Annotated in this window: 17 protein-coding genes and 1 pseudogene; 17 read left to right on the top strand and 1 reads right to left on the bottom strand. The window is 47.1% G+C overall.

Features of this window, described 5'->3' with window-relative positions; all coding sequences use genetic code 11:
* Positions 1 to 24 precede the first annotated feature (24 nt).
* The 4 genes and pseudogenes from VC159_RS07275 to rlmD all read left to right on the top strand — a co-directional run.
* A pseudogene (locus VC159_RS07275) lies at positions 25 to 648 on the top strand (protein-L-isoaspartate(D-aspartate) O-methyltransferase); the annotation flags it as partial.
* 37 nt (positions 649 to 685) lie between these two features.
* Positions 686 to 1,447 carry a peptidoglycan DD-metalloendopeptidase family protein gene (locus VC159_RS07270; RefSeq protein WP_323473180.1) on the top strand — a complete coding sequence of 254 codons (762 nt, stop codon included), beginning with the start codon at positions 686 to 688 and terminating at the stop codon, positions 1,445 to 1,447.
* Positions 1,448 to 1,471: 24 nt separating this feature from the next.
* Complete coding sequence (locus VC159_RS07265) at positions 1,472 to 2,293, top strand: 3'-5' exonuclease (RefSeq protein ID WP_323473179.1); 822 nt, start codon at positions 1,472 to 1,474, stop codon at positions 2,291 to 2,293.
* Positions 2,286 to 3,713: a 23S rRNA (uracil(1939)-C(5))-methyltransferase RlmD gene (rlmD, locus tag VC159_RS07260; protein WP_323473178.1), complete on the top strand. Its 1,428-nt coding sequence runs from the start codon at positions 2,286 to 2,288 to the stop codon at positions 3,711 to 3,713. Before VC159_RS07265 ends, rlmD begins: the two co-directional genes overlap by 8 nt.
* Before the next feature lie 349 nt (positions 3,714 to 4,062).
* Here the strand turns inward: rlmD and VC159_RS07255 are convergent, their stop codons facing one another.
* A complete protein-coding gene (locus tag VC159_RS07255) occupies positions 4,063 to 4,764 on the bottom strand; it encodes a Bax inhibitor-1 family protein (protein WP_323473177.1) in 702 nt (233 codons plus the stop codon).
* A gap of 260 nt (positions 4,765 to 5,024) precedes the next feature.
* Here VC159_RS07255 and ndk point away from each other — a divergent pair, with 260 nt between their 5' ends.
* The 13 genes from ndk (at position 5,025) to VC159_RS07190 (ending at position 19,201) form a co-directional block, all read left to right on the top strand.
* On the top strand, positions 5,025 to 5,450 hold the full coding sequence (gene ndk, locus VC159_RS07250; protein ID WP_071465494.1) for a nucleoside-diphosphate kinase: 426 nt from the start codon (positions 5,025 to 5,027) through the stop codon (positions 5,448 to 5,450).
* Positions 5,451 to 5,496: 46 nt separating this feature from the next.
* Positions 5,497 to 6,729 (top strand): 23S rRNA (adenine(2503)-C(2))-methyltransferase RlmN, encoded by a 1,233-nt coding sequence (gene rlmN, locus VC159_RS07245; RefSeq protein WP_323473176.1) that lies wholly within the window; start codon positions 5,497 to 5,499, stop codon positions 6,727 to 6,729.
* Between the two features lie 29 nt (positions 6,730 to 6,758).
* Positions 6,759 to 8,027, top strand: a complete 1,269-nt coding sequence (ispG, locus tag VC159_RS07240; protein ID WP_323473175.1) for a flavodoxin-dependent (E)-4-hydroxy-3-methylbut-2-enyl-diphosphate synthase — start codon at positions 6,759 to 6,761, stop codon at positions 8,025 to 8,027.
* Between the two features lie 17 nt (positions 8,028 to 8,044).
* Positions 8,045 to 9,373, top strand: coding sequence for a histidine--tRNA ligase (gene hisS, locus VC159_RS07235; protein WP_323473174.1), 1,329 nt, complete (start codon positions 8,045 to 8,047; stop codon positions 9,371 to 9,373).
* Between the two features lie 48 nt (positions 9,374 to 9,421).
* The gene (locus VC159_RS07230) at positions 9,422 to 10,081 is read left to right on the top strand and encodes a tetratricopeptide repeat protein (RefSeq protein WP_323473173.1); all 660 of its coding nucleotides are present in this window, start codon (positions 9,422 to 9,424) and stop codon (positions 10,079 to 10,081) included.
* Positions 10,081 to 11,238 (top strand): outer membrane protein assembly factor BamB, encoded by a 1,158-nt coding sequence (gene bamB, locus VC159_RS07225; protein WP_323473172.1) that lies wholly within the window; start codon positions 10,081 to 10,083, stop codon positions 11,236 to 11,238. The genes VC159_RS07230 and bamB overlap by 1 nt, the downstream gene beginning before the upstream one ends.
* Positions 11,235 to 12,599, top strand: a complete 1,365-nt coding sequence (der, locus tag VC159_RS07220) for a ribosome biogenesis GTPase Der (protein WP_072582172.1) — start codon at positions 11,235 to 11,237, stop codon at positions 12,597 to 12,599. The genes bamB and der overlap by 4 nt, the downstream gene beginning before the upstream one ends.
* A gap of 182 nt (positions 12,600 to 12,781) precedes the next feature.
* A complete protein-coding gene (gene hfq / locus VC159_RS07215; protein ID WP_068321135.1) occupies positions 12,782 to 13,024 on the top strand; it encodes an RNA chaperone Hfq in 243 nt (80 codons plus the stop codon).
* Positions 12,984 to 14,258: a GTPase HflX gene (hflX, locus tag VC159_RS07210; RefSeq protein WP_256441486.1), complete on the top strand. Its 1,275-nt coding sequence runs from the start codon at positions 12,984 to 12,986 to the stop codon at positions 14,256 to 14,258. Before hfq ends, hflX begins: the two co-directional genes overlap by 41 nt.
* Positions 14,248 to 15,747 carry an FtsH protease activity modulator HflK gene (gene hflK, locus VC159_RS07205; protein WP_323473171.1) on the top strand — a complete coding sequence of 500 codons (1,500 nt, stop codon included), beginning with the start codon at positions 14,248 to 14,250 and terminating at the stop codon, positions 15,745 to 15,747. Before hflX ends, hflK begins: the two co-directional genes overlap by 11 nt.
* Entirely contained in the window at positions 15,747 to 16,616 is an 870-nt protein-coding gene (gene hflC, locus VC159_RS07200) for a protease modulator HflC (protein ID WP_323473170.1), read from the top strand. Before hflK ends, hflC begins: the two co-directional genes overlap by 1 nt.
* A 20-nt stretch (positions 16,617 to 16,636) precedes the next feature.
* The gene (locus VC159_RS07195) at positions 16,637 to 17,800 is read left to right on the top strand and encodes an ATP phosphoribosyltransferase regulatory subunit (protein ID WP_323473169.1); all 1,164 of its coding nucleotides are present in this window, start codon (positions 16,637 to 16,639) and stop codon (positions 17,798 to 17,800) included.
* 60 nt (positions 17,801 to 17,860) lie between these two features.
* Positions 17,861 to 19,201: an adenylosuccinate synthase gene (locus VC159_RS07190; RefSeq protein WP_215359848.1), complete on the top strand. Its 1,341-nt coding sequence runs from the start codon at positions 17,861 to 17,863 to the stop codon at positions 19,199 to 19,201.
* Positions 19,202 to 19,218: the final 17 nt, after the last annotated feature.

The following is a 19,218-nucleotide window of genomic DNA, read 5'->3' as shown; positions in this document are numbered from 1 at the left end:
CCAACCGAACGCTTTGCTGCTTATCGGCAGGCCCTTGCAGCAAAAGTACATGCTGGCGGAGTAAAGCACGGTAAAACATTAGAGGCGATTGCTACTGTTCCTCGGCACGCTTTTATGGATGCTGGATTGCATGCACAAGCCTACGAAGATACTGCTCTACCAATTGGGCATGAGCAGACTATCTCTAAGCCATCAGTAGTAGCACGCATGATTGAGTTGCTTCATAAACCCAAACATAAACTTGGCAAAGTATTAGAGATTGGCACTGGTTGTGGTTACCAAGCGGCGGTACTGAGTTTATTGGCGGATGAGGTTTACTCCATAGAGCGTATTCGTCCGCTGCATGACATGGCAAGAGCTAAGTTGCGCCCATTTCGCATTAACAACCTTCGTTTGATCTATGGCGACGGTATTTTAGGTTTGCCTCAGGCCGCTCCATTTGATGGGATTATTTTGGCTGCAGCTGGCTTGGGTATTCCGGACGCCTTGCTAGATCAGTTGTCGATAGGTGGGCGCCTAGTAGCCCCAGTCGCCAAAAATGACAAAGAGCAGCAGCTGGTAATGGTTGAAAGAATGAGTTCCCAGCGCTATCAAAGAACTGTACTGGACGGGGTCTTTTTTGTACCCTTACAATCAGGGGTAGTATGAGATTTATGATGAATTCACCAATTCAGAACCCAATTTGATGCCATCCACTTCATTAAAACTTTTCCTCGTTGCACTCATATCCTCATCTTTGATGTTGATAGTTGGATGCTCTACACCTCGCACTAAGCCTGCTAGCGTGACTGATCGTAGTGGTGGCTCAAGTGAGCCTGCGCCCCCTGGTTACTATCGCGTTAAAAAAGGTGACACCTTGGCGCGCATTGCCTTGGACCACGGTCAGGCGCCGCGTGATGTAGTTCAATGGAATAAAGCAGCTAATCCTAGCTTTAATCCGAATGTGATTGAAGTGGGTGACTTGATTATGGTTAAAGCACCAGCAGGAACTAAGCCTGCAAAAGTGGCTGAGAAAAAACCATCTTCTGAAAAATCAGATTCAGTAGCTTCTACTCCTGAGCCAGCAAAAAACGAGGTAGTTGCTGAGCCAGGTATTCATTTATCTTGGCCTGCAAAAGGCAAGGTTACTGGTGAGTTCAGTGAAACTAACAAAGGTATCGATATTGCCGGCAAGGTCGGCGAGCCAGTTCTTGCCGCCTCTGATGGCAAAGTAGTCTACGCAGGTAATAGTTTGCGTGGCTATGGCAATCTGGTGATTGTTAAGCACGACAACACCTATCTCACTGCTTATGCCCACAACAGTAAGCTCTTGGTAAAAGAGGGCGATACCGTGCGTAAGGGTCAGAGGATTGCTGAGATGGGCGATACGGACACTACTGTAGCCAAGCTTCATTTCGAGTTACGCGTTAACGGCAAACCAGTTAATCCAACGCCGTACCTGCAGTAATGTTGTTGGTCTAGGGTAGGCGCCATGGCGACCGTTCTTGTATTTGATATTGAAACCATTCCAGATGTCGCTGGATTGCGTCGTCTGGAAGATTTTCCAGACTCCATGAGTGATGCCGAGGTTGCTAGCAAAGTGATGGCTGAGCGCGCAGAAAAGACCGGTAGTGAATTTCTACCCTTGTTTCTGCAAAAAATTGTTGCTATCTCTTGTGTGATCCGCAGGACTACTAAAGAAGGTTTGCCACAAATTAAAGTGGGCACTCTAGGGACTCCGCAGGATGATGAGAAGGTCTTAATACAAGCTTTCTTTGATCTCATCGAAAAATACACCCCTCAACTCGTTTCTTGGAATGGCAGCGGGTTTGATTTGCCCGTGCTGCACTATCGCGCCTTAGCCAATCATGTTCAAGCTCCGCGCTACTGGGAGATGGGTGAGAGTCAAGATTCTGATAGCCGAGAATTTAAGTGGAATAACTACATCAGTCGTTATCACATGCGCCATCTCGACATGATGGATCTATTGGCTAAATTCAATGGTCGTGCGAATGCACCATTAGATGGATTGGCAAAGCTGTGTGGTTTCCCGGGCAAAATGGGCATGGACGGCAGCCAAGTATGGCCCGCGTATCAGGATGGCAAGATTAATGACATCCGCCGTTACTGCGAGACCGATGTGGTCAATACTTATCTCATGTACTGTCGTTTTCAATTGCTGCGTGGCGGCTTTTCTGATGCTGAATATCAAGAAGAAATTGATTTCGTGAAGGCTTATTTAGAAAAAGAATCTAAAGAGCCTAACGGCGGTCAGTGGCAAGAATATCTCCAAGGTTTTTCTGCGGATGCGTAGAGGGGATAAGCCAGTCAATATTGAGGTGACTGAGCCAATTAAAGTCGAAGCGCTGGATTTAGATGCCCAGGGGATTGCACGCCTAGCCCCTAATGAAGAGGAGGCCGCCCAAGGTCAAAGCGGTAAGGTGATCTTTATTAAAGGTGCGCTGCCAACTGAATTAGTAACCTACACCATCACAAGCAATAAAGCGCGTTTTAGCAAAGCCAAAGTACGTGACATTCTGAAGCCTGCAGTTTTTAGGGCGGAACCTAAGTGCAAAGCCTTTGGTGTGTGTGGCGGCTGCACCATGCAGCATCTCGATATCAGGGCGCAAGTAGCGATGAAGCAGCGTGTACTTGAAGATGACTTGCAGCATATTGCCAAAGTAAAGCCTGAAGAAATTCTGCGCCCGATGGGCGGACCTACTTGGGAATATCGCCACCGAGCACGTCTAAGCGTTGTAAATCGCTCCATTAAAAAAGGTACGGTACTGATTGGTTTTCATGAGGGCAAGAGTGGCTATGTAGCTGACATGCTAGCTTGTGAAATTTTGCCTAAGCACGTATCAGACTTATTACCCGAGATGCGCAAGTTGGTGATGGGGTTATCGATCGTTGACCGTATGCCACAGATTGAGATTGCAGTTGGCGAGCCAGAGGATGCGCAATCAGATGACCCTAAAAAATCAAAGCCAGTTACCGCTTTAGTGTTTCGTAATCTCAAACCTTTAACTGTTGAGGATGAACAACTTCTCCGACAGTTTGCTGATCAGCACCAGGTTTGGATATGGCTCCAGCCTAAGGGCATTGAGACTGTTGCACCGTTTTACCCTGAGACCGGCAAGCTTTGTTATCGCCTACCTGAGTTTGAGGTCGAGATGCCATTTAAGCCTGCGGATTTCACACAGGTAAATCACATGATGAACCGTGCATTGGTGAGCAGGGCGATTCGATTGCTTGAAGTCAAAGAAACAGATCGAGTATTGGATCTCTTTTGCGGTATTGGCAACTTCACATTACCTCTTGCCAGAAAAGCAAAACAGGTTTTAGGGATCGAGGGTTTAGAGAGTTTGACGACTCGAGCTAAAGCCAACGCAAAACATAACAGACTCGTTGATAAAGCCAGCTTTATGCAGAGTGACTTATTTGAAGTCACAACAGAAACAATTGCATCGTGGGGCAAAGCAGAGCGCTGGTTAATGGATCCCCCGCGCGAGGGTGCGATGGAGATTTGTAAAGCGCTTGAAGAGTTGCAAATTGCGCAAAGTGAATTGTTACCACAACGCATTGTTTACGTATCGTGCAATCCTAAAACTTTGGCGAGGGATGTGGAAATCTTGTGTCATCAAGCGGGCTACACCTTAAGCAGTGCGGGCATTATTAATATGTTCCCCCATACCTCCCATGTGGAGTCTATGGCCGTATTTGATCGTCTATAGCCCCACAAACTCCTAATTTAGTTCTATTTTCCGCAAGTATTGCCCATATTTAGTGCATTTAGCCTGATGCTGGTGCGGCGCCCTAAAAATCATGTCTTATAGAAGAGTAGATTGGGCTTGTGCAGTGATGTGTTGCTGCTCAACTTTTTATCTTCGGGAGAGTGTCATGAAGGCCTCAGATAGTTTTGCAATCTTATTGATTTTGGTTGCGCTATCCTATGCTGTCAGTATGTTTGTAGCGACTTAATTATTTAGCTAAACAAACAGACTAAATAGCAGCAGTAAAAAAGGCGCCCGCAGGCGCCTGATGAGAACAACACACTAAAGTTTTAGCGTGTCTTAATCTCCCTTAATCTCGATTGCCACCAACAATACCCAAGAGGGCAAGTAAGTTGGTGAAGACGTTATACACATCTAAATAAATAGCTAAAGTAGCCATGATGTAATTAGTCTCGCCGCCATTGATAACGCGTTGCACGTCAACCAAGATGAAGGCTGAGAAGATGGCGATGGCTAACACCATCACAGTCAACATCAAAGCTGGCAATTGCAACCAGATGTTTGCCAATGAGGCAACGATGAGGAGTAACACGCCAACCATAAGCCATTTGCCCATACCAGCAAAGTCACTCTTGCTTACAGTGGCAATGGTTGCCATCGTGGCAAAGATGGCGGCGGTGCCACCAAAGGACAGCATGATGAGGGTCGCACCATTGCTATAGCTATTAAGCGTGAACCCGATCAAGCGGGACATCATGATGCCCATGAAGAAGGTGAAGCCCAGGAGCAAGAGAACACCAACGCCGGAATCTTTATTCTTTTCAATTGCCCAGAAGAAGCCAAAGGCTACCGCCATGAAGACGATGAAGCCAATAAAGGGGCTGCCTGAGAATAGGTCAAGACCCATAGCAACTCCAAGCCAGGCGCCAATTACAGTTGGAACCATGGAGAGCGCCAAGAGGGCATAAGTATTACGGAGAACGCGGTTGCGCACCTGGACATTGCTAATTGAGCCGGTTTGGCCAAAGCCGTAAGAGTTCAGATCACTCATATTGACTCCTTCTTTTTCATAGTTAATACAAGAGCCCATGAAGGGCTGTTGAGCTTAAGTATAGACAAAACACCCTAATTTCAAGCCCCCACAGAAAAGACCTACAAATTAAAGGCTTATGCCCTGTAAATTCAAGGGCTTAGCCCTACAGACATAGGGGTAAATACGGTCAGGCAATGTATAATTCGGGGGTCGCTGGAGTGGGGCGGCTTATTGACCTCACCTAGCAAATACCTTTGAAATCACTATTGGAGTCTTGCATGGCAATTGAACGCACCCTTTCTATTATCAAACCTGATGCTGTCGCTAAAAACGTCATCGGCAAAATCTATGACCGTTTTGAATCCGCTGGTTTGAAGATCATTGCTTCCAGAATGGCGCATTTGTCACAAAATGAAGCTGAGCAGTTCTATGGCGTTCATAAAGACCGTCCTTTCTTCAAAGATTTGGTGAGCTTCATGATTTCTGGTCCTGTGATGATTCAAGTATTGCAAGGCGAAGGTGCTATTGCTAAGAATCGTGACTTGATGGGCGCGACTGATCCGAAGAAGGCAGAAAAAGGCACAATCCGTGCTGACTTTGCTGACAGCATTGATGCAAATGCAGTTCATGGTTCTGATGCTCCTGAAACAGCTGCTGTGGAAGTTGCATTCTTCTTCCCTGGTATGAATGTTTTCAATCGTTAATCAACGATTGAAAACGAACAACCTATTTAATTTATAAGTAGGCGCAGTGACCTCCCCGCGCGTAAATCTCTTAGATTTTGACGCTGACCAAATGGCAGCGTATGTCGCGGGGTTGAATGAAAAGCCCTTCAGGGCAAAGCAACTCATGCAGTGGATACACCAACGCGGTGTAGCTGACATTAATGATATGAGTGATTTAGCAAAAAGCTTTAGAGCAACTTTGTTAGATAAAGCGGAAGTACTTTCCCTCCCTGTTATCAAAGATGAGCACGCCAATGACGGCACACGCAAGTGGCTATTGGATGTGGGCGCTGGTAATGCAGTCGAGTCTGTGTTTATTCCTGAGGATGATCGAGGCACCTTGTGTATCTCTTCTCAGGCTGGCTGTGCAGTCAATTGCCGTTTTTGCTCAACTGGGCATCAAGGCTTCTCACGCAATCTGACTTCCGGTGAAATCATTGGCCAACTCTGGTTTGCTGAACATCTTTTGCGTAATGACCCTGATGCTATTCGCAGAATAGAAAAGTTTCCAACGCCAGGTTGGGAGCACACTGGTCGTGTGATTTCTAATGTGGTGATGATGGGCATGGGTGAGCCCTTGCTCAACTATGACAATGTGGTTTCTGCATTGCGCTTGATGCTGGATGACAGAGCGTACGGTTTATCACGCCGTCGTGTGACAGTTTCTACATCGGGTGTAGTGCCGATGATTGATCGTCTCGCACAAGATTGCCCAGTAGCATTGGCAGTTTCATTACATGCGCCCAATGACGCATTACGCGATCAATTGGTACCACTCAATCAAAAATATCCTCTACGTGAATTGCTTGATGCGTGCGAACGTTACCTGCCATTTGCACCAAGAGATTTCTTGACCTTTGAATATTGCATGCTCGATGGTGTGAATGACTCCGATATCCAGGCAAAAGAATTAGTACGCTTACTCAGAAACATTAAGTGCAAAATTAATCTCATTCCATTTAACCCTTTCCCAGAGTCCGGTCTCAAGCGCTCATCAGCCCAACGCGTCAATGCTTTTGCCGGCATCCTTTTAGATGCGGGCATGGTGGCTACTGTACGGAAGACGCGCGGTGATGATATTGCTGCCGCCTGTGGACAGCTAGCAGGGGATGTAGTCGACCGTACTCGTGTGCGTGAACGCGCTGTTCACAATGCTGAGATCGAGCTCACAGAGCTTGAGTCGGATGAAGAGCTTGACGAAGATACCAATCTGGGACCAAACGAGCATCCCATCGAGTGGCTCAAAAAGCTTAAGTAAAAAAATTAGAACCCAATCCATAGATCCTAATGAGCTCTAATCAATCATTGCCACCACTTCCGCTAGGCCCATCCCCTAAGCGTGCAACGCGTCAAGCAACCGTTGCCTGGAAAACCAACATCATTACCGTTGGCGGAGATGCGCCAGTGCGCGTACAGTCAATGACGAACACCGATACTGCGGATGCAGTGGGTACTGCAATTCAGGTAAAGGAATTAGCTCGCGCTGGTTCAGAGATGGTGCGTATCACTGTCAATACTCCAGAGGCGGCTGCCGCAGTTCCCTATATTCGTGAGCAGTTAGACAAGATGGATGTTTTGGTACCGTTGATTGGCGACTTCCACTACAACGGCCATACTTTATTAAATGATTTTCCGGAGTGCGCCAAAGCGCTCTCGAAGTACCGCATCAACCCAGGCAATGTGGGTAAGGGCGCCAAGCGCGATCCACAATTTGCACAAATGATAGAAGCTGCTTGCAAGTACGATAAGCCTATTCGAATTGGTGTGAACTGGGGTAGCTTGGATCAAGAGCTTCTGGCTTCGATCATGGATAGCAATGCAGCCCTAACAAATCCAAAAACTGCTCAAGAAGTGATGATTGAGGCTTTGATTCAGTCGGCTTTGCAGTCGGCCGAAAAAGCAGTTGAGTTTGGTATGAACCCCGATCAAATTTTGCTTTCTTGCAAAGTCAGCAATGTTCAAGATTTAGTTGCTGTGTATCGTGATCTGTCTCGTCGCTCCGACTATCCGCTGCACTTAGGTCTAACTGAAGCAGGTATGGGCAGTAAAGGTATCGTGTCTTCAACAGCGGCAATGGGTATTTTGTTGCAAGAAGGTATTGGCGATACAATCCGCGTTTCATTGACGCCTGATCCAGGTGCTCCTCGTGAAAATGAAGTCATTGTTGCCCAAGAAATATTACAAACCATGGGCTTGCGTAATTTCACTCCGATGGTGATTGCATGCCCAGGTTGCGGCAGAACTACTAGTACTACCTTCCAAGAGTTGGCGGCGAATATCCAGTCTTATTTGCGTCAACAGATGCCTGTATGGAAGAAAACCCATCCTGGTGTAGAGAATATGAACGTCGCCGTGATGGGCTGTATCGTGAATGGCCCAGGCGAGAGTAAGCATGCCAATATTGGTATTTCATTGCCTGGAACGGGTGAAACCCCTGCTGCCCCAGTGTTTGTCGATGGAATTAAAGTCAAAACGCTGCGTGGTGAGAAAATTGCCGAAGAGTTTCAGGTGATCGTAGATGACTATGTCAAACAAAACTACGCTGCCAAGCTTTAACAAGAAGAATAATAAAAATGACTGACGAGAACAAGCAAACCAAAGTCCAGAAAATGCAAAAGATAAATGGCGTGCGCGGTATGAATGATTTACTGCCAGCAGATGCTGCGCAGTGGGCTCATCTTGAGCATGTATTACGTGATTTGACTCGTGCTTACGGCTATGAGTTTTTGCGAACACCCATTGTTGAGGCAACTGCAGTATTTCAGCGTGGTATCGGAGAAGTTACTGATATTGTTGAAAAAGAGATGTACTCGTTCGAGGATCGCTTAAACGGCGAGCAACTCACCTTACGTCCTGAAGGCACTGCAGCTTTAGTGCGTTCTGTAATTGAAAACAATTTGTTATACGAGGGACCTAAACGTCTTTGGTATACCGGACCGATGTTCCGTCATGAGCGCCCACAGCGTGGTCGCTATCGCCAGTTCCACCAGTTTGGTATTGAGGCCTTAGGCTTTGCCGGACCTGATATTGATGCTGAAATCATTCTGATGGGTCAGCGCTTATGGGATGAGTTAGGGTTGAAGGGCGTTCGTTTAGAAATAAACTCCCTAGGCCAGGCTCCTGAGCGTGCCGAGCACCGCGCCGCATTGGTAACTTACTTTGAGAAAAATCAAGCGCAGCTCGATGAAGATTCACAGCGCCGTCTCATTACCAATCCTTTGCGTATTTTGGATTCTAAAAATCCAGAGATGCAGGCATTGATTGAAGGTGCACCAAAACTATTGGATTTCTTGGGCGAAGAGTCGCTAAAGCATTTCAATGCAGTGCAGGCATTAATTAAAGCAAATAACATCCCCTGCAAAATTAATCCTCGTTTAGTTCGCGGTCTTGATTACTACAACCTCACTGTATTTGAGTGGGTGACTGATGAATTAGGTGCTCAAGGCACTATTGCTGGCGGTGGACGCTATGACCCATTAATTGAGCGTATGGGTGGCAAAGCTGCGCCAGCTTGTGGTTGGGCCATGGGTATGGAGCGGGTTCTAGAATTAATGAAGGTTTCCGGATCATTGCCAGAAGCTCAGGCTCAATGCGATATTTTTGTATTGCATCAAGGTGGCGAGACTTTGACTGCCGCCATGATCATCGCTGAACGCTTGCGGAGCGCTGGAATCGATACCATCCTATTCTGTCCTCCTGACGGTCAATCGGCCAGCTTTAAGTCCCAAATGAAGAAGGCTGATAGTAGTGGGGCTGCCTTTGCGGTCATTATTGGGCCTGATGAATTAGCCAAGAATGAGGCGCAACTCAAGGACTTGCGCGGTACGGGTGAGCAGAAGTCCGTGCCTCTGGATGATGTCTTGGGGGCGGCAATTGATGCCCTAGTAGGCGCCTCCGAATAGAATTAAGCTAATACACACTAATTACCTATTAAATGAGTTTGGATTCACATGCCTTTAGATCTAGAAGAACAAGAACAATTAGACCAATTCAAAGCGTTTTGGCAAAAGTACCGCAACCTTATTACTGGGGTCGTTACAGTTGCGTTGTTTGCTTATGCTGCTTACAGTGGCTATCAATGGTGGCGCAATAGTCAGGCACTCGAAGCGTCTAAGCTCTATGAAACGATGGTAGGTGCCATTGCTAAAGGCGATAAAGACCAGACTCTGCGCGCAACAGATGACTTGCAAAAAGATTTTGGCCGTACACCTTACGCAGCAATGTCTAGTTTGATTGCTGCACGAATTGCATCAGATGCAGGCGATAGCGCAAAAGCTTTGGAGTATTTGCGTTGGGCGGCAAAAAATGCATCTAATGATGGTTATCTTGGATTGGCGAAATTACGCTTAGTAACTCAATTAATTGAGCAGGGCAGTGAAAAAGATTTTGCAGAGGCAGATCAAATCTTGAATGAGAAACCGATTGCTGGTTTTGAATCTTTATGGCTTGAGCGTCGTGGGGATTGGTATTTAGCGCAAAAGAAAAATGAGCAAGCTAAAGTAAGCTATCAAGAAGCCTGGAAAAAATTAGACCAAGCAAAAGAATTTCCTGAAGAAGCGCGCCGCCTTCTCAAGGTTAAATTAGATGCTGTTGGAGGAGTTGCTCAGTGATGACTAAAGAAATGAAGCGTTTACCGATGCGCTTAGGCTCCGCCTTGGTATTGGGTGCCGTGGTAATTGCTTTAGCCGCATGCTCTGGTAGCTCCAGAGTAAGGAAGCCCGCTGATTTAGTGACCGTTACCAATCAATTTGATTTGCAGCCTGTCTGGTCAACTAGCATTGGTTCATCTGAATCCTTTAACTTTCATCCTATTGTTGCTGGCGATGCGGTGTACGCTGCTTCTCATAGTGGGAACTTGGCGAAGATTGATTTAGCAACCGGCAATAAGCTCTGGTCTGTATCTGTTCCTGAGCGTTTGTCTATTGGTCCTGGCTCTGATGGCCGGACTACTGTAGCGGTAAGCACCAAAGGTATGGTCTACGCCTATGACGATACTGGCAAGCCGATGTGGAATGTCAGTGTTGGTAGCGAAGTATTAAGTGAGCCAGTAGTAGCCGGTGGCGTTGTTGTAGTGCGTGCGCTAGACAATCGCTTCATTGGACTGGATGCGCTAACTGGCGCTAAAAAATGGACTTATCAGCGTCAACAGGCCGCATTGTCATTGCGTGTCGGCTACGGCATGCTGGCTATTGGCAATGAAGTCATTGTTACTGGTTTCACCGGTGGTCGCTTTGGCATGATTGCCATTGCTAATGGTGGCTTAGTTTGGGAGACGCCCGTTTCTTTTCCTAAGGGCTTCTCAGAGATTGAGCGCTTAAATGATGTCACCGCTAAGCCAAGTATGGAAGGCGATATCCTCTGCGCAGTCTCTTATCAAGGACGCATTGGTTGCGGGCAGGCTCGTACAGGTAACCTTTTATGGTTCAAAGACTATTCAAGTTATACCGGTACCTCACAAAGCACCGACATGGTTTTTTCAGCAAACGATAAGTCTTATGTCACCGCCTTTGCAACTAAAGATGGCACTCAAGTTTGGGAAAACACGCAGCTGACATTCCGTGATGTTGGTGAGTCGCTTGCGGTGGGCAGAGTGCTGCTCATGGGTGATGCTCAAGGTTATATCCATGCATTTTCACAGGCGAATGGCGAGATGGTTGCGCGTATTCGTCACGACAGTAGTCCAATCTCGGCTGCCCCCATTGCGGTAGGTGGCCTCATCTTGGTTCAATCTCAAGGTGGAAAAATAGCGGCGTACAGTCCAAAATGAATCCAGTCATCACTATCGTCGGCCGTCCCAATGTGGGAAAGTCGACTCTCTTTAATCGCTTAACGCGTTCACGTGATGCATTGGTGGCGGACTTTTCTGGATTAACCAGAGATCGACACTACGGCAAAGGTCGTATTGGTGAGCGTGCTTTTATTTGTGTAGACACCGGCGGTTTTGAGCCAGTAGCCAAAACCGGCATTGTTGCTGAGATGGCAAAGCAGACTAAGCAAGCCGTTGCTGAATCTGACATTGTGATTTTCTTAGTTGACGGTCGCCTCGGTATGGCGCCACAAGATCGCGTCATCGCCGATTTCTTACGTAAGACTGGCCGACCAGTCATCCTCGCAGTTAATAAAACAGAAGGCATGCAGGCTGGCGTTGTCACAGCTGACTTCCATGAGCTTGGTTTAGGCGAGCCGTTCCCAATTTCTTCAGCGCATGGTGATGGTGTGCGTGGCTTGATCGACGACGCATTGGATTCTCTGGGCATTGCAGAGCCAGATGAAGATGAATTAGCTAACGATCCAAATCGTCCAATGAAGATCGCCGTAGTAGGGCGCCCTAACGTTGGTAAGTCAACATTGATTAATAAATTAATCGGTGAAGAGCGTGTCATTGCATTTGATATGCCAGGCACAACTCGTGATGCGATCGAAGTTCCGTTTGAGCGCAATGGCAAGCCTTACATCTTGGTTGATACCGCAGGCTTGCGTCGCCGTGGAAAAGTTTTTGAAGCGATTGAAAAGTTTTCTGTTGTTAAAACATTGCAAGCGATTGCTGACTGTAATGTGGTGATCTTGATGTTAGATGCTCAGCAAGATATTTCTGAGCAAGATGCGCACATCGCTGGATTTATTGTGGAAGCTGGCCGCGCTTTAGTGGTTGCAGTGAACAAGTGGGATGGCTTGGATGCGTATGTAAAAGAGCGTGCTCGATTGGAGATTGCACAAAAGCTACGCTTCCTCGATTTTGCAAATGTGCACCCAATCTCCGCTAAAAAGGGTACAGGCCTTAAGGAACTCTTTAAGGATGTGGATTCTGCATATGCAGCAGCAATGGCAAAACTACCAACCCCACGCTTAACCCGGATTTTGCAAGAGGCAATTGAGCATCAACAGCCTAAACGCGTTGGTATGGGCCGTCCTAAATTGCGTTATGCCCACCAAGGGGGCATGAATCCTCCAATTGTGGTCATTCATGGCACATCCTTGAGTGGGGTGACGGATAGCTACAAGCGATACTTAGAAGGTCGCTTTAGGGATGTCTTTAAATTACGCGGTACTCCTCTGCGCATTCAGATGAATACCGCTAAAAACCCCTACGTAGAAGCGGATAAGGGTAAAAAAGGCAAAAAGCGTTAATTTGAGCTGAGTTTTATCCTTCATTCGAAATGGGCTTGATTTTTTCAAAAATCAGCCCAATATAGAGGACTGATTGAGTAGTTCGTAATAAATGGTTTGTAGTGAAGGTTTGCAGTGAACTGGTATTTAAAAAAAGCAAGACTCCCAAAAAAGTAGCTAACAAAAGATAAATAAGGGGCAGTATGAATAACAAACAAATTCAATTACTTCAGGATCCTTTCCTCAATGCATTACGCAAAGAGCATGTTCCTGTTTCAATCTATCTCGTAAATGGCATTAAGCTGCAGGGCAATATTGAATCGTTTGATCAATATGTTGTCCTCTTGCGAAATACCGTGACACAGATGGTTTACAAACATGCAATCTCCACGATCGTTCCCGCTCGTGCGATTGATTTCCGTTTGGAAGAAGCTAGCCCTGTATAAAACTGGAGTAGATGCGGCGCGCGCCGTTCTGGTTGGAGTAGATACAGGACGCGAGGATTTTGCGGATAGCATGGCTGAGCTCAGTCTTTTGGCTGACAGCGCCGGCTCTATCCCTGCAGCCAGCGTTATTGCACGTAAAGGCAAAACCGACCCCGCCTTATTTATTGGTTCTGGCAAGGCTAATGAACTCAAGAGGGTGATGGAGGAGCAAGGCGCAGAGCTTGCCATTTTTAATCACCCACTTTCCCCAACTCAGCAACGTAATCTAGAGCGTCACATTGGCTTTCATGTGATGGATCGCACGGGCTTGATTTTGGATATCTTTAGTCAAAGAGCGCAAAGTCATATTGGTAAGACTCAAGTTGAGCTTGCACAAGTCCGCTATCGCATGTCACGCTTAGTGAGGGCTTGGAGTCACTTGGAGCGTCAACGCGGCGGTATTGGTGTGCGTGGCGGTCCTGGCGAAACTCAAATGGAGTTAGATCGTCGGATGCTAGCTACCAAAGCAAAGCGCTTGGAAAATGAGCTTGAAAAGCTGCAGCGTCAGCAAAGAACCCAAAGACGTTCCCGAAATCGTCGGGATGTGTTTTCAGTCTCTTTAGTTGGATATACCAATGCCGGTAAATCGACATTATTTAATGCCCTAACCAAAGCTGGAACTTATGCAGCTGACCAGTTATTTGCCACCCTGGATACCACCTCTAGAAGGGTCCATTTGGAGGGGGTTGGTTCCATTGTCGTCTCTGACACGGTTGGATTTATCCGGGATTTGCCTCACCAGTTAGTGGAGGCTTTTAGGGCTACTTTGGATGAAACCATCCATGCCGACCTGATTTTGCATGTTATTGATGCCTGTAGCCCTGTGGCCAGGGAGCAAAAAGCGGAAGTTGAGGCGGTTTTGGAGGAAATCGGGGCAGATGACATCCCCCGTATCGAGGTTATGAATAAGATCGACCAGATGCCTCAAACCTTCACCCGTGGGGCTGTTTTAGAGCGCGATGGGGAGGGTATTCCGAGCCAGGTTTTCCTGTCAGCCAAGACGGGCTTGGGCCTTGATTTACTCCGTTCAGCCTTGGCCGAATGCTCCCAAATGACTGATAGAATAAGGGTCGAGCACAACCGTGCCAAGAAGCAATTGGCCCCGGATGAGTTTTTAGAGCCTTTACCCGAACGACCAGAAACTTCTGAATTTAATCCGATTGCCAAGCGAAGCTATTTTTCAAATGATGCGTAAATTTCTCGACCTGTTTTCGGTCAATGATCCAGGTTGGGGCAATAGCCACAATTCCAGTGGATCCAAAGATGCCAAAGATGGGCAGGGAAATGAACAAGCTCCCAAGGCAGATCCAGAAACCAATAAACCGGTAGAAACTCAACCAACGAATCAGCCAGCGAAGCCAGATGGCCCACCAGACTTGGACGAGCTATGGCGCCACTTCAATGACAGAATTGCCGGCATCTTTGGTGGCAAGAAAACACCAGGTGCAACAGGTAGCCCTACTGGCAAGCCAACGAATAAACCAAACAGCACTGATATTCCTCCACCTTCGCAACGCGGAAATGGCGGTAGCGGCGGCATCAATACTCCTAACTTTAATTTCAGCAATCCATTTGGATCGAAAGCGAGCATTCTGGTTGCTGGGGCGCTGGTCTTCTTTGTGTGGATCTGCAGTGGCTTCTTCATTATTCAAGAAGGGCAGGCCGGCGTTATTCTGACTTTTGGTAAATACGATTACACCGCTAAGCCGGGTATTAATTGGCATATGCCTTGGCCGATTCAGGCTGAAGAGACTGTCAATCTCTCAGGCGTTCGCTCGGTAGAGGTCGGTCGCCCTGTGTTGATCAAGGCTACCAATCAAAAAGATTCCTCCATGCTCACAGAAGATGAAAACATCATCGATGTGCGCTTTGCTGTGCAATACCGCCTCAAGGATCCTACGGATTATTTATTTAATAACCGTGATCCTGATACTGCGGTTGTGCAAGCGGCAGAAACTGCAGTACGGGAGATTGTTGCCCGCAGCAAAATGGATACCGTGTTGTATGAAGGGCGCGAAAAGATTGGTATTGATTTAGCCAACTCAATTCAGAAGATTTTGGATAGCTACAAAACGGGCATATATGTGACCAGTGTGACTGTGCAAAACGTTCAACCGCCTGAACAAGTTCAAGCAGCGTTTGACGATGCAGTCAAAGCAGGCCAAGACCAGGAGCGCTTGAAGAGTGAGGGTCAGGCTTATGCCAATGACATTATTCCCCGTGCCAAAGGTACTGCAGCCCGCCTCATTCAGGAGGCTGAGGGCTACAAGGCTCGTGTAGTTGCTACTGCAGAGGGTGATGCCACGCGCTTTAAGCAAATTTTGGTGGAGTACTCAAAGGCACCACAAGTAACGCGTGATCGTATGTATATCGATAGCATGCGTGAGATGTATAACAACGTGACCAAAATCTTGGTTGATACCACCAAGAGCAATAGTCTCTTATATCTCCCGCTTGATAAGATCGTTGCACAGGTGAGTGCTGAAAGTGCTCAAGCGGCAAACACACAGACAAATCAGTCTGGTACCAACACTCCAACTGGTAGCGTGACAGTTGGTGGTGCCACTGGAGTAAATACTCCAGCCCCAACTTCCAGTGCTACTCCCGTAACCCCAGCGTCAGCTGTGAATAACTCTACCGATAAACGTGATGGTCTCCGTAGTCGTGATCGGGAGTCAAGATAATGAATGCCAATCGTTTAATCGCAGCAGGTATTGGCTTTATTGCGCTGATTTATATTCTGTCTTCTAGTATTTTTGTCGTTGATCAACGTAAGTTCGCCGTGGTGTTCTCATTTGGACAGATTGTTCGCGTGATTGAGAAGCCGGGCATACAAATAAAGTTTCCAGCGCCATTTGAAAACGTGCGTTTCTTTGATCGCCGTATTTTGACAATCGATAATCCAGAAGCAGAGCGTTTTATTACTGCTGAGAAGAAAAACTTATTAGTAGATTCTTATGTGAAGTGGCGCATTGTCGATCCACGGAAGTTCTTTATTAGCTTCAAAGGCGATGAGCGCTTAGCTCAGGACCGCTTAACTCAATTAGTTCGTTCCGCCCTGAATGAAGAGTTTACGAAACGCACTGTGCGTGAGTTAATTTCTGATCAGCGTGAAGAGGTGATGCAGGGTATTCGTAAAAAAGTCGCTGATGATGCTGCTGATATCGGTGTAGAGATTGTTGATGTGCGCTTGAAGCGTGTTGATCTCTTAGCGGAAATCAGTGATTCTGTTTATCGTCGTATGGAAGCAGAGCGTAAGCGTGTAGCGAATGAGCTCCGATCTACTGGTGCTGCAGAGTCCGACAAGATTCGCGCGAATGCAGAGCGTCAACGCGATACGATCTTGGCAGAGGCCTATCGCGATGCCCAAAAGATTAAAGGCGCTGGCGATGCTAAAGCAACAGCACTCTATGCAGAAGCATTTGGGCGCGATCCTCAGTTTGCCCAGTTCTATCAAAGCCTAGAGGCCTATAGAAGTTCTTTCAAGGATAAGAAAGACATTATGGTGGTTGAGCCCAATGGCGAGTTCTTCAAGTTCCTGCACAAAAAATAAGAAAGCGAATAGTCCACATCATGAATCGCTGGTTACTTCCTGAAGATATTGCAGACGTTTTGCCTGCGCAGGCTCGCAAAGTGGAGTCATTGCGTCGTGCCATTTTGGATTTGTATCAATCCTATGGCTATGAGTTGGTTGCGCCTCCGATTCTGGAGTTTTTAGACTCTCTATTGACCGGTACTGGTTCCGATCTTAATCTGCAGACCTTCAAATTAGTAGATCAACTCTCTGGCCGTACTTTAGGCCTACGTGCTGATATAACCCCGCAAGTAGCCCGCATTGATGCGCACCTATTAAATCGTGATGGCGTTACTCGTCTTTGCTATGCCGGATCTGTTGCGCACGCTCGCACACCAGTTGGGAGCTCAGCGCGCGAAGAGTTGCAGTTGGGCGCCGAGATTTATGGTTGTGCGACTTGGGAAGCGGATCTAGAAGCTATTACCTTATTGCTCAAAACGCTTTCAGTTGCGGGTTTAAAGAAAGTTTATCTCGATTTATCGCACGCCGGCATTCTGACAGGCATCTTAGATGGTCAGAGCTTAGATAAAGAAACCATTGAGACCTTATATGGATTGTTGCAAAGTAAAGATCGCCCTCGTTTAAGTCAGTGGGCGGCGTGTTTACCTGCAAATGTTACTAAATCACTGATGGCCTTGACCGAGTTAAATGGCCCTTGCGCTGAAGTGTTGGCAAAGGCTAAGAAAGGCCTGCCTAAGCACGTAGCAATTGACCAAGCTTTGGCAGACCTGGAGCGTTTGGTTTTGGCTGCGGCGAAGTTATCTGTCAACTTAGAGCTCAGTATTGATTTGGCCGATCTTCGTGGCTATCAATATCACAGTGGTGTGATGTTCGCGGCTTATGTTGATCAATTGCCTCAGCCCATTGCCAGAGGTGGTCGTTACGATCATGTAGGTCAGGCCTTTGGTCGTCCTCGTCCTGCAACTGGGTTCTCATTAGATCTTTTGACTCTAGCAAACTTGTCACCCGTGAATGTGCGCAAGACGGCAATCATTGCTCCTTGGGTTGAGGATGCTGAGTTAAGCAGGGCAATCGCCACTTTGAGAAGTCAGGGCGAAGTAGTGATACAGATTCCAGTGGGAGCGGTAGCTCAAGCTGCCGAGTATGAATGTGATCGAGAGCTGGTGAAGCAGGGCAGTTCTTGGGAAGTAAAAAAGAAGTAAAGCAATCAATTTGGCGTTAAGTAGTTAACTTATTTTGTAATTATCTTTTTGGATTTCATTATGTCTTCAAAGCAGCAAACCAAAGGTCGTAACGTAGTTGTCATTGGCACCCAGTGGGGTGATGAAGGCAAAGGTAAGGTGGTGGATTGGTTGACTGACCATGCACAAGCAGTAGTTCGCTTTCAAGGTGGACACAATGCTGGCCATACCTTAATCATCGGCGACAAGAAGACCATTCTGCGCTTGATTCCTTCTGGAATCATGCATAAAAACGTGATTTGCTATATCGGTAATGGCGTGGTGCTTTCACCAGAGGCGCTCTTTAAAGAGATCGGCGAGCTCGAGGCTGCTGGTTTAGATGTTCAGTCTCGACTCAAGATTTCTGAGGCAACCACTTTAATTCTGCCTTATCACGTAGCTATTGACCATGCTCGCGAGAAGAAGCGCGGCGAGGCAAAGATTGGCACAACAGGTCGTGGCATCGGACCTGCGTATGAAGATAAAGTAGCTCGCCGTGCTTTGCGTGTGCAAGACTTGTTCTACCCAGAAAAATTTGCAGAGCAGTTGCGTGAGAACTTGGAATATCACAATTTCATGCTCACTAACTACTATGGTGCTGAGCCAGTCAGCTATGAGAAGACTTTAGCCGAAGCGATGTCTTATGCAGAGCGTCTCAAGCCAATGGTGGTGGATGTATCCAGTGCTTTGTATGCTGCCGAGCAATCTGGTCAAAACTTGTTATTCGAAGGTGCGCAGGGCACATTGCTCGATATTGATCACGGCACCTATCCCTATGTAACCTCCAGTAACTGTGTGGCAGGTAATGCTGCTGCAGGTTCAGGAGTTGGACCAGACTCCTTGCAATACATTCTAGGTATTACGAAGGCGTATTGCACACGCGTTGGTGCAGGTCCATTCCCAAGTGAGCTGTATGACCATGACAATCCAGCAAGACAAGATCCGATTGGCGTGCGTTTGGCTGAAGTGGGTAAAGAATTTGGTTCTGTCACTGGCCGCCCACGTCGTACTGGCTGGCTAGATGCTGCTGCATTGAAGCGCTCGATTCAGATTAACGGCTTATCTGGTCTTTGCATTACTAAGTTAGATGTCCTTGATGGCTTTGAAACTATCCGCTTATGCGTTGGTTATAACCTTGATGGCAAGAAGTTAGATGTATTGCCACGTGGTGCAGAATCAGTTGCCCGTTGCGAGCCAATTTATGAGGATTTCTCGGGCTGGAAGGGTACAACCTTTGGCATCCGCGAGTGGGATAAGTTGCCTGCTGAAGCCCAAAAGTTCCTCCGTCGTATCGAGGAAGTGGCTGGTAAGCCGATTGCAATGGTATCAACAGGCCCAGAGCGTGATGAAACCATTCTCCTCCAGCATCCTTTCCAGGATTGATGGAAAATATTTAATTA

The sequence above is a fragment of the Polynucleobacter sp. JS-JIR-II-c23 genome (assembly GCF_035011225.1).
In the GTDB taxonomy this organism is placed as follows: domain Bacteria; phylum Pseudomonadota; class Gammaproteobacteria; order Burkholderiales; family Burkholderiaceae; genus Polynucleobacter.
Note: the sequence above shows the minus strand (reverse complement) of the source record. Positions and strands in the feature narration are given on the sequence as shown.

Bases quoted from the DNA above. Each gene is read 5' to 3' on its own strand.
- VC159_RS07270 (WP_323473180.1), top strand. From the start codon at position 686: ATGCCATCCACTTCATTAAAACTTTTCCTCGTTGCACTCATATCCTCA.
- VC159_RS07265 (WP_323473179.1), top strand. From the start codon at position 1,472: ATGGCGACCGTTCTTGTATTTGATATTGAAACCATTCCAGATGTCGCT.
- rlmD (WP_323473178.1), top strand. From the start codon at position 2,286: ATGCGTAGAGGGGATAAGCCAGTCAATATTGAGGTGACTGAGCCAATT.
- VC159_RS07255 (WP_323473177.1), bottom strand. From the start codon at position 4,764: ATGAGTGATCTGAACTCTTACGGCTTTGGCCAAACCGGCTCAATTAGC.
- ndk (WP_071465494.1), top strand. From the start codon at position 5,025: ATGGCAATTGAACGCACCCTTTCTATTATCAAACCTGATGCTGTCGCT.
- ispG (WP_323473175.1), top strand. From the start codon at position 6,759: ATGAGCTCTAATCAATCATTGCCACCACTTCCGCTAGGCCCATCCCCT.
- hisS (WP_323473174.1), top strand. From the start codon at position 8,045: ATGACTGACGAGAACAAGCAAACCAAAGTCCAGAAAATGCAAAAGATA.
- VC159_RS07230 (WP_323473173.1), top strand. From the start codon at position 9,422: ATGCCTTTAGATCTAGAAGAACAAGAACAATTAGACCAATTCAAAGCG.
- bamB (WP_323473172.1), top strand. From the start codon at position 10,081: ATGACTAAAGAAATGAAGCGTTTACCGATGCGCTTAGGCTCCGCCTTG.
- der (WP_072582172.1), top strand. From the start codon at position 11,235: ATGAATCCAGTCATCACTATCGTCGGCCGTCCCAATGTGGGAAAGTCG.
- hfq (WP_068321135.1), top strand. From the start codon at position 12,782: ATGAATAACAAACAAATTCAATTACTTCAGGATCCTTTCCTCAATGCA.
- hflK (WP_323473171.1), top strand. From the start codon at position 14,248: ATGATGCGTAAATTTCTCGACCTGTTTTCGGTCAATGATCCAGGTTGG.
- hflC (WP_323473170.1), top strand. From the start codon at position 15,747: ATGAATGCCAATCGTTTAATCGCAGCAGGTATTGGCTTTATTGCGCTG.
- VC159_RS07195 (WP_323473169.1), top strand. From the start codon at position 16,637: ATGAATCGCTGGTTACTTCCTGAAGATATTGCAGACGTTTTGCCTGCG.
- VC159_RS07190 (WP_215359848.1), top strand. From the start codon at position 17,861: ATGTCTTCAAAGCAGCAAACCAAAGGTCGTAACGTAGTTGTCATTGGC.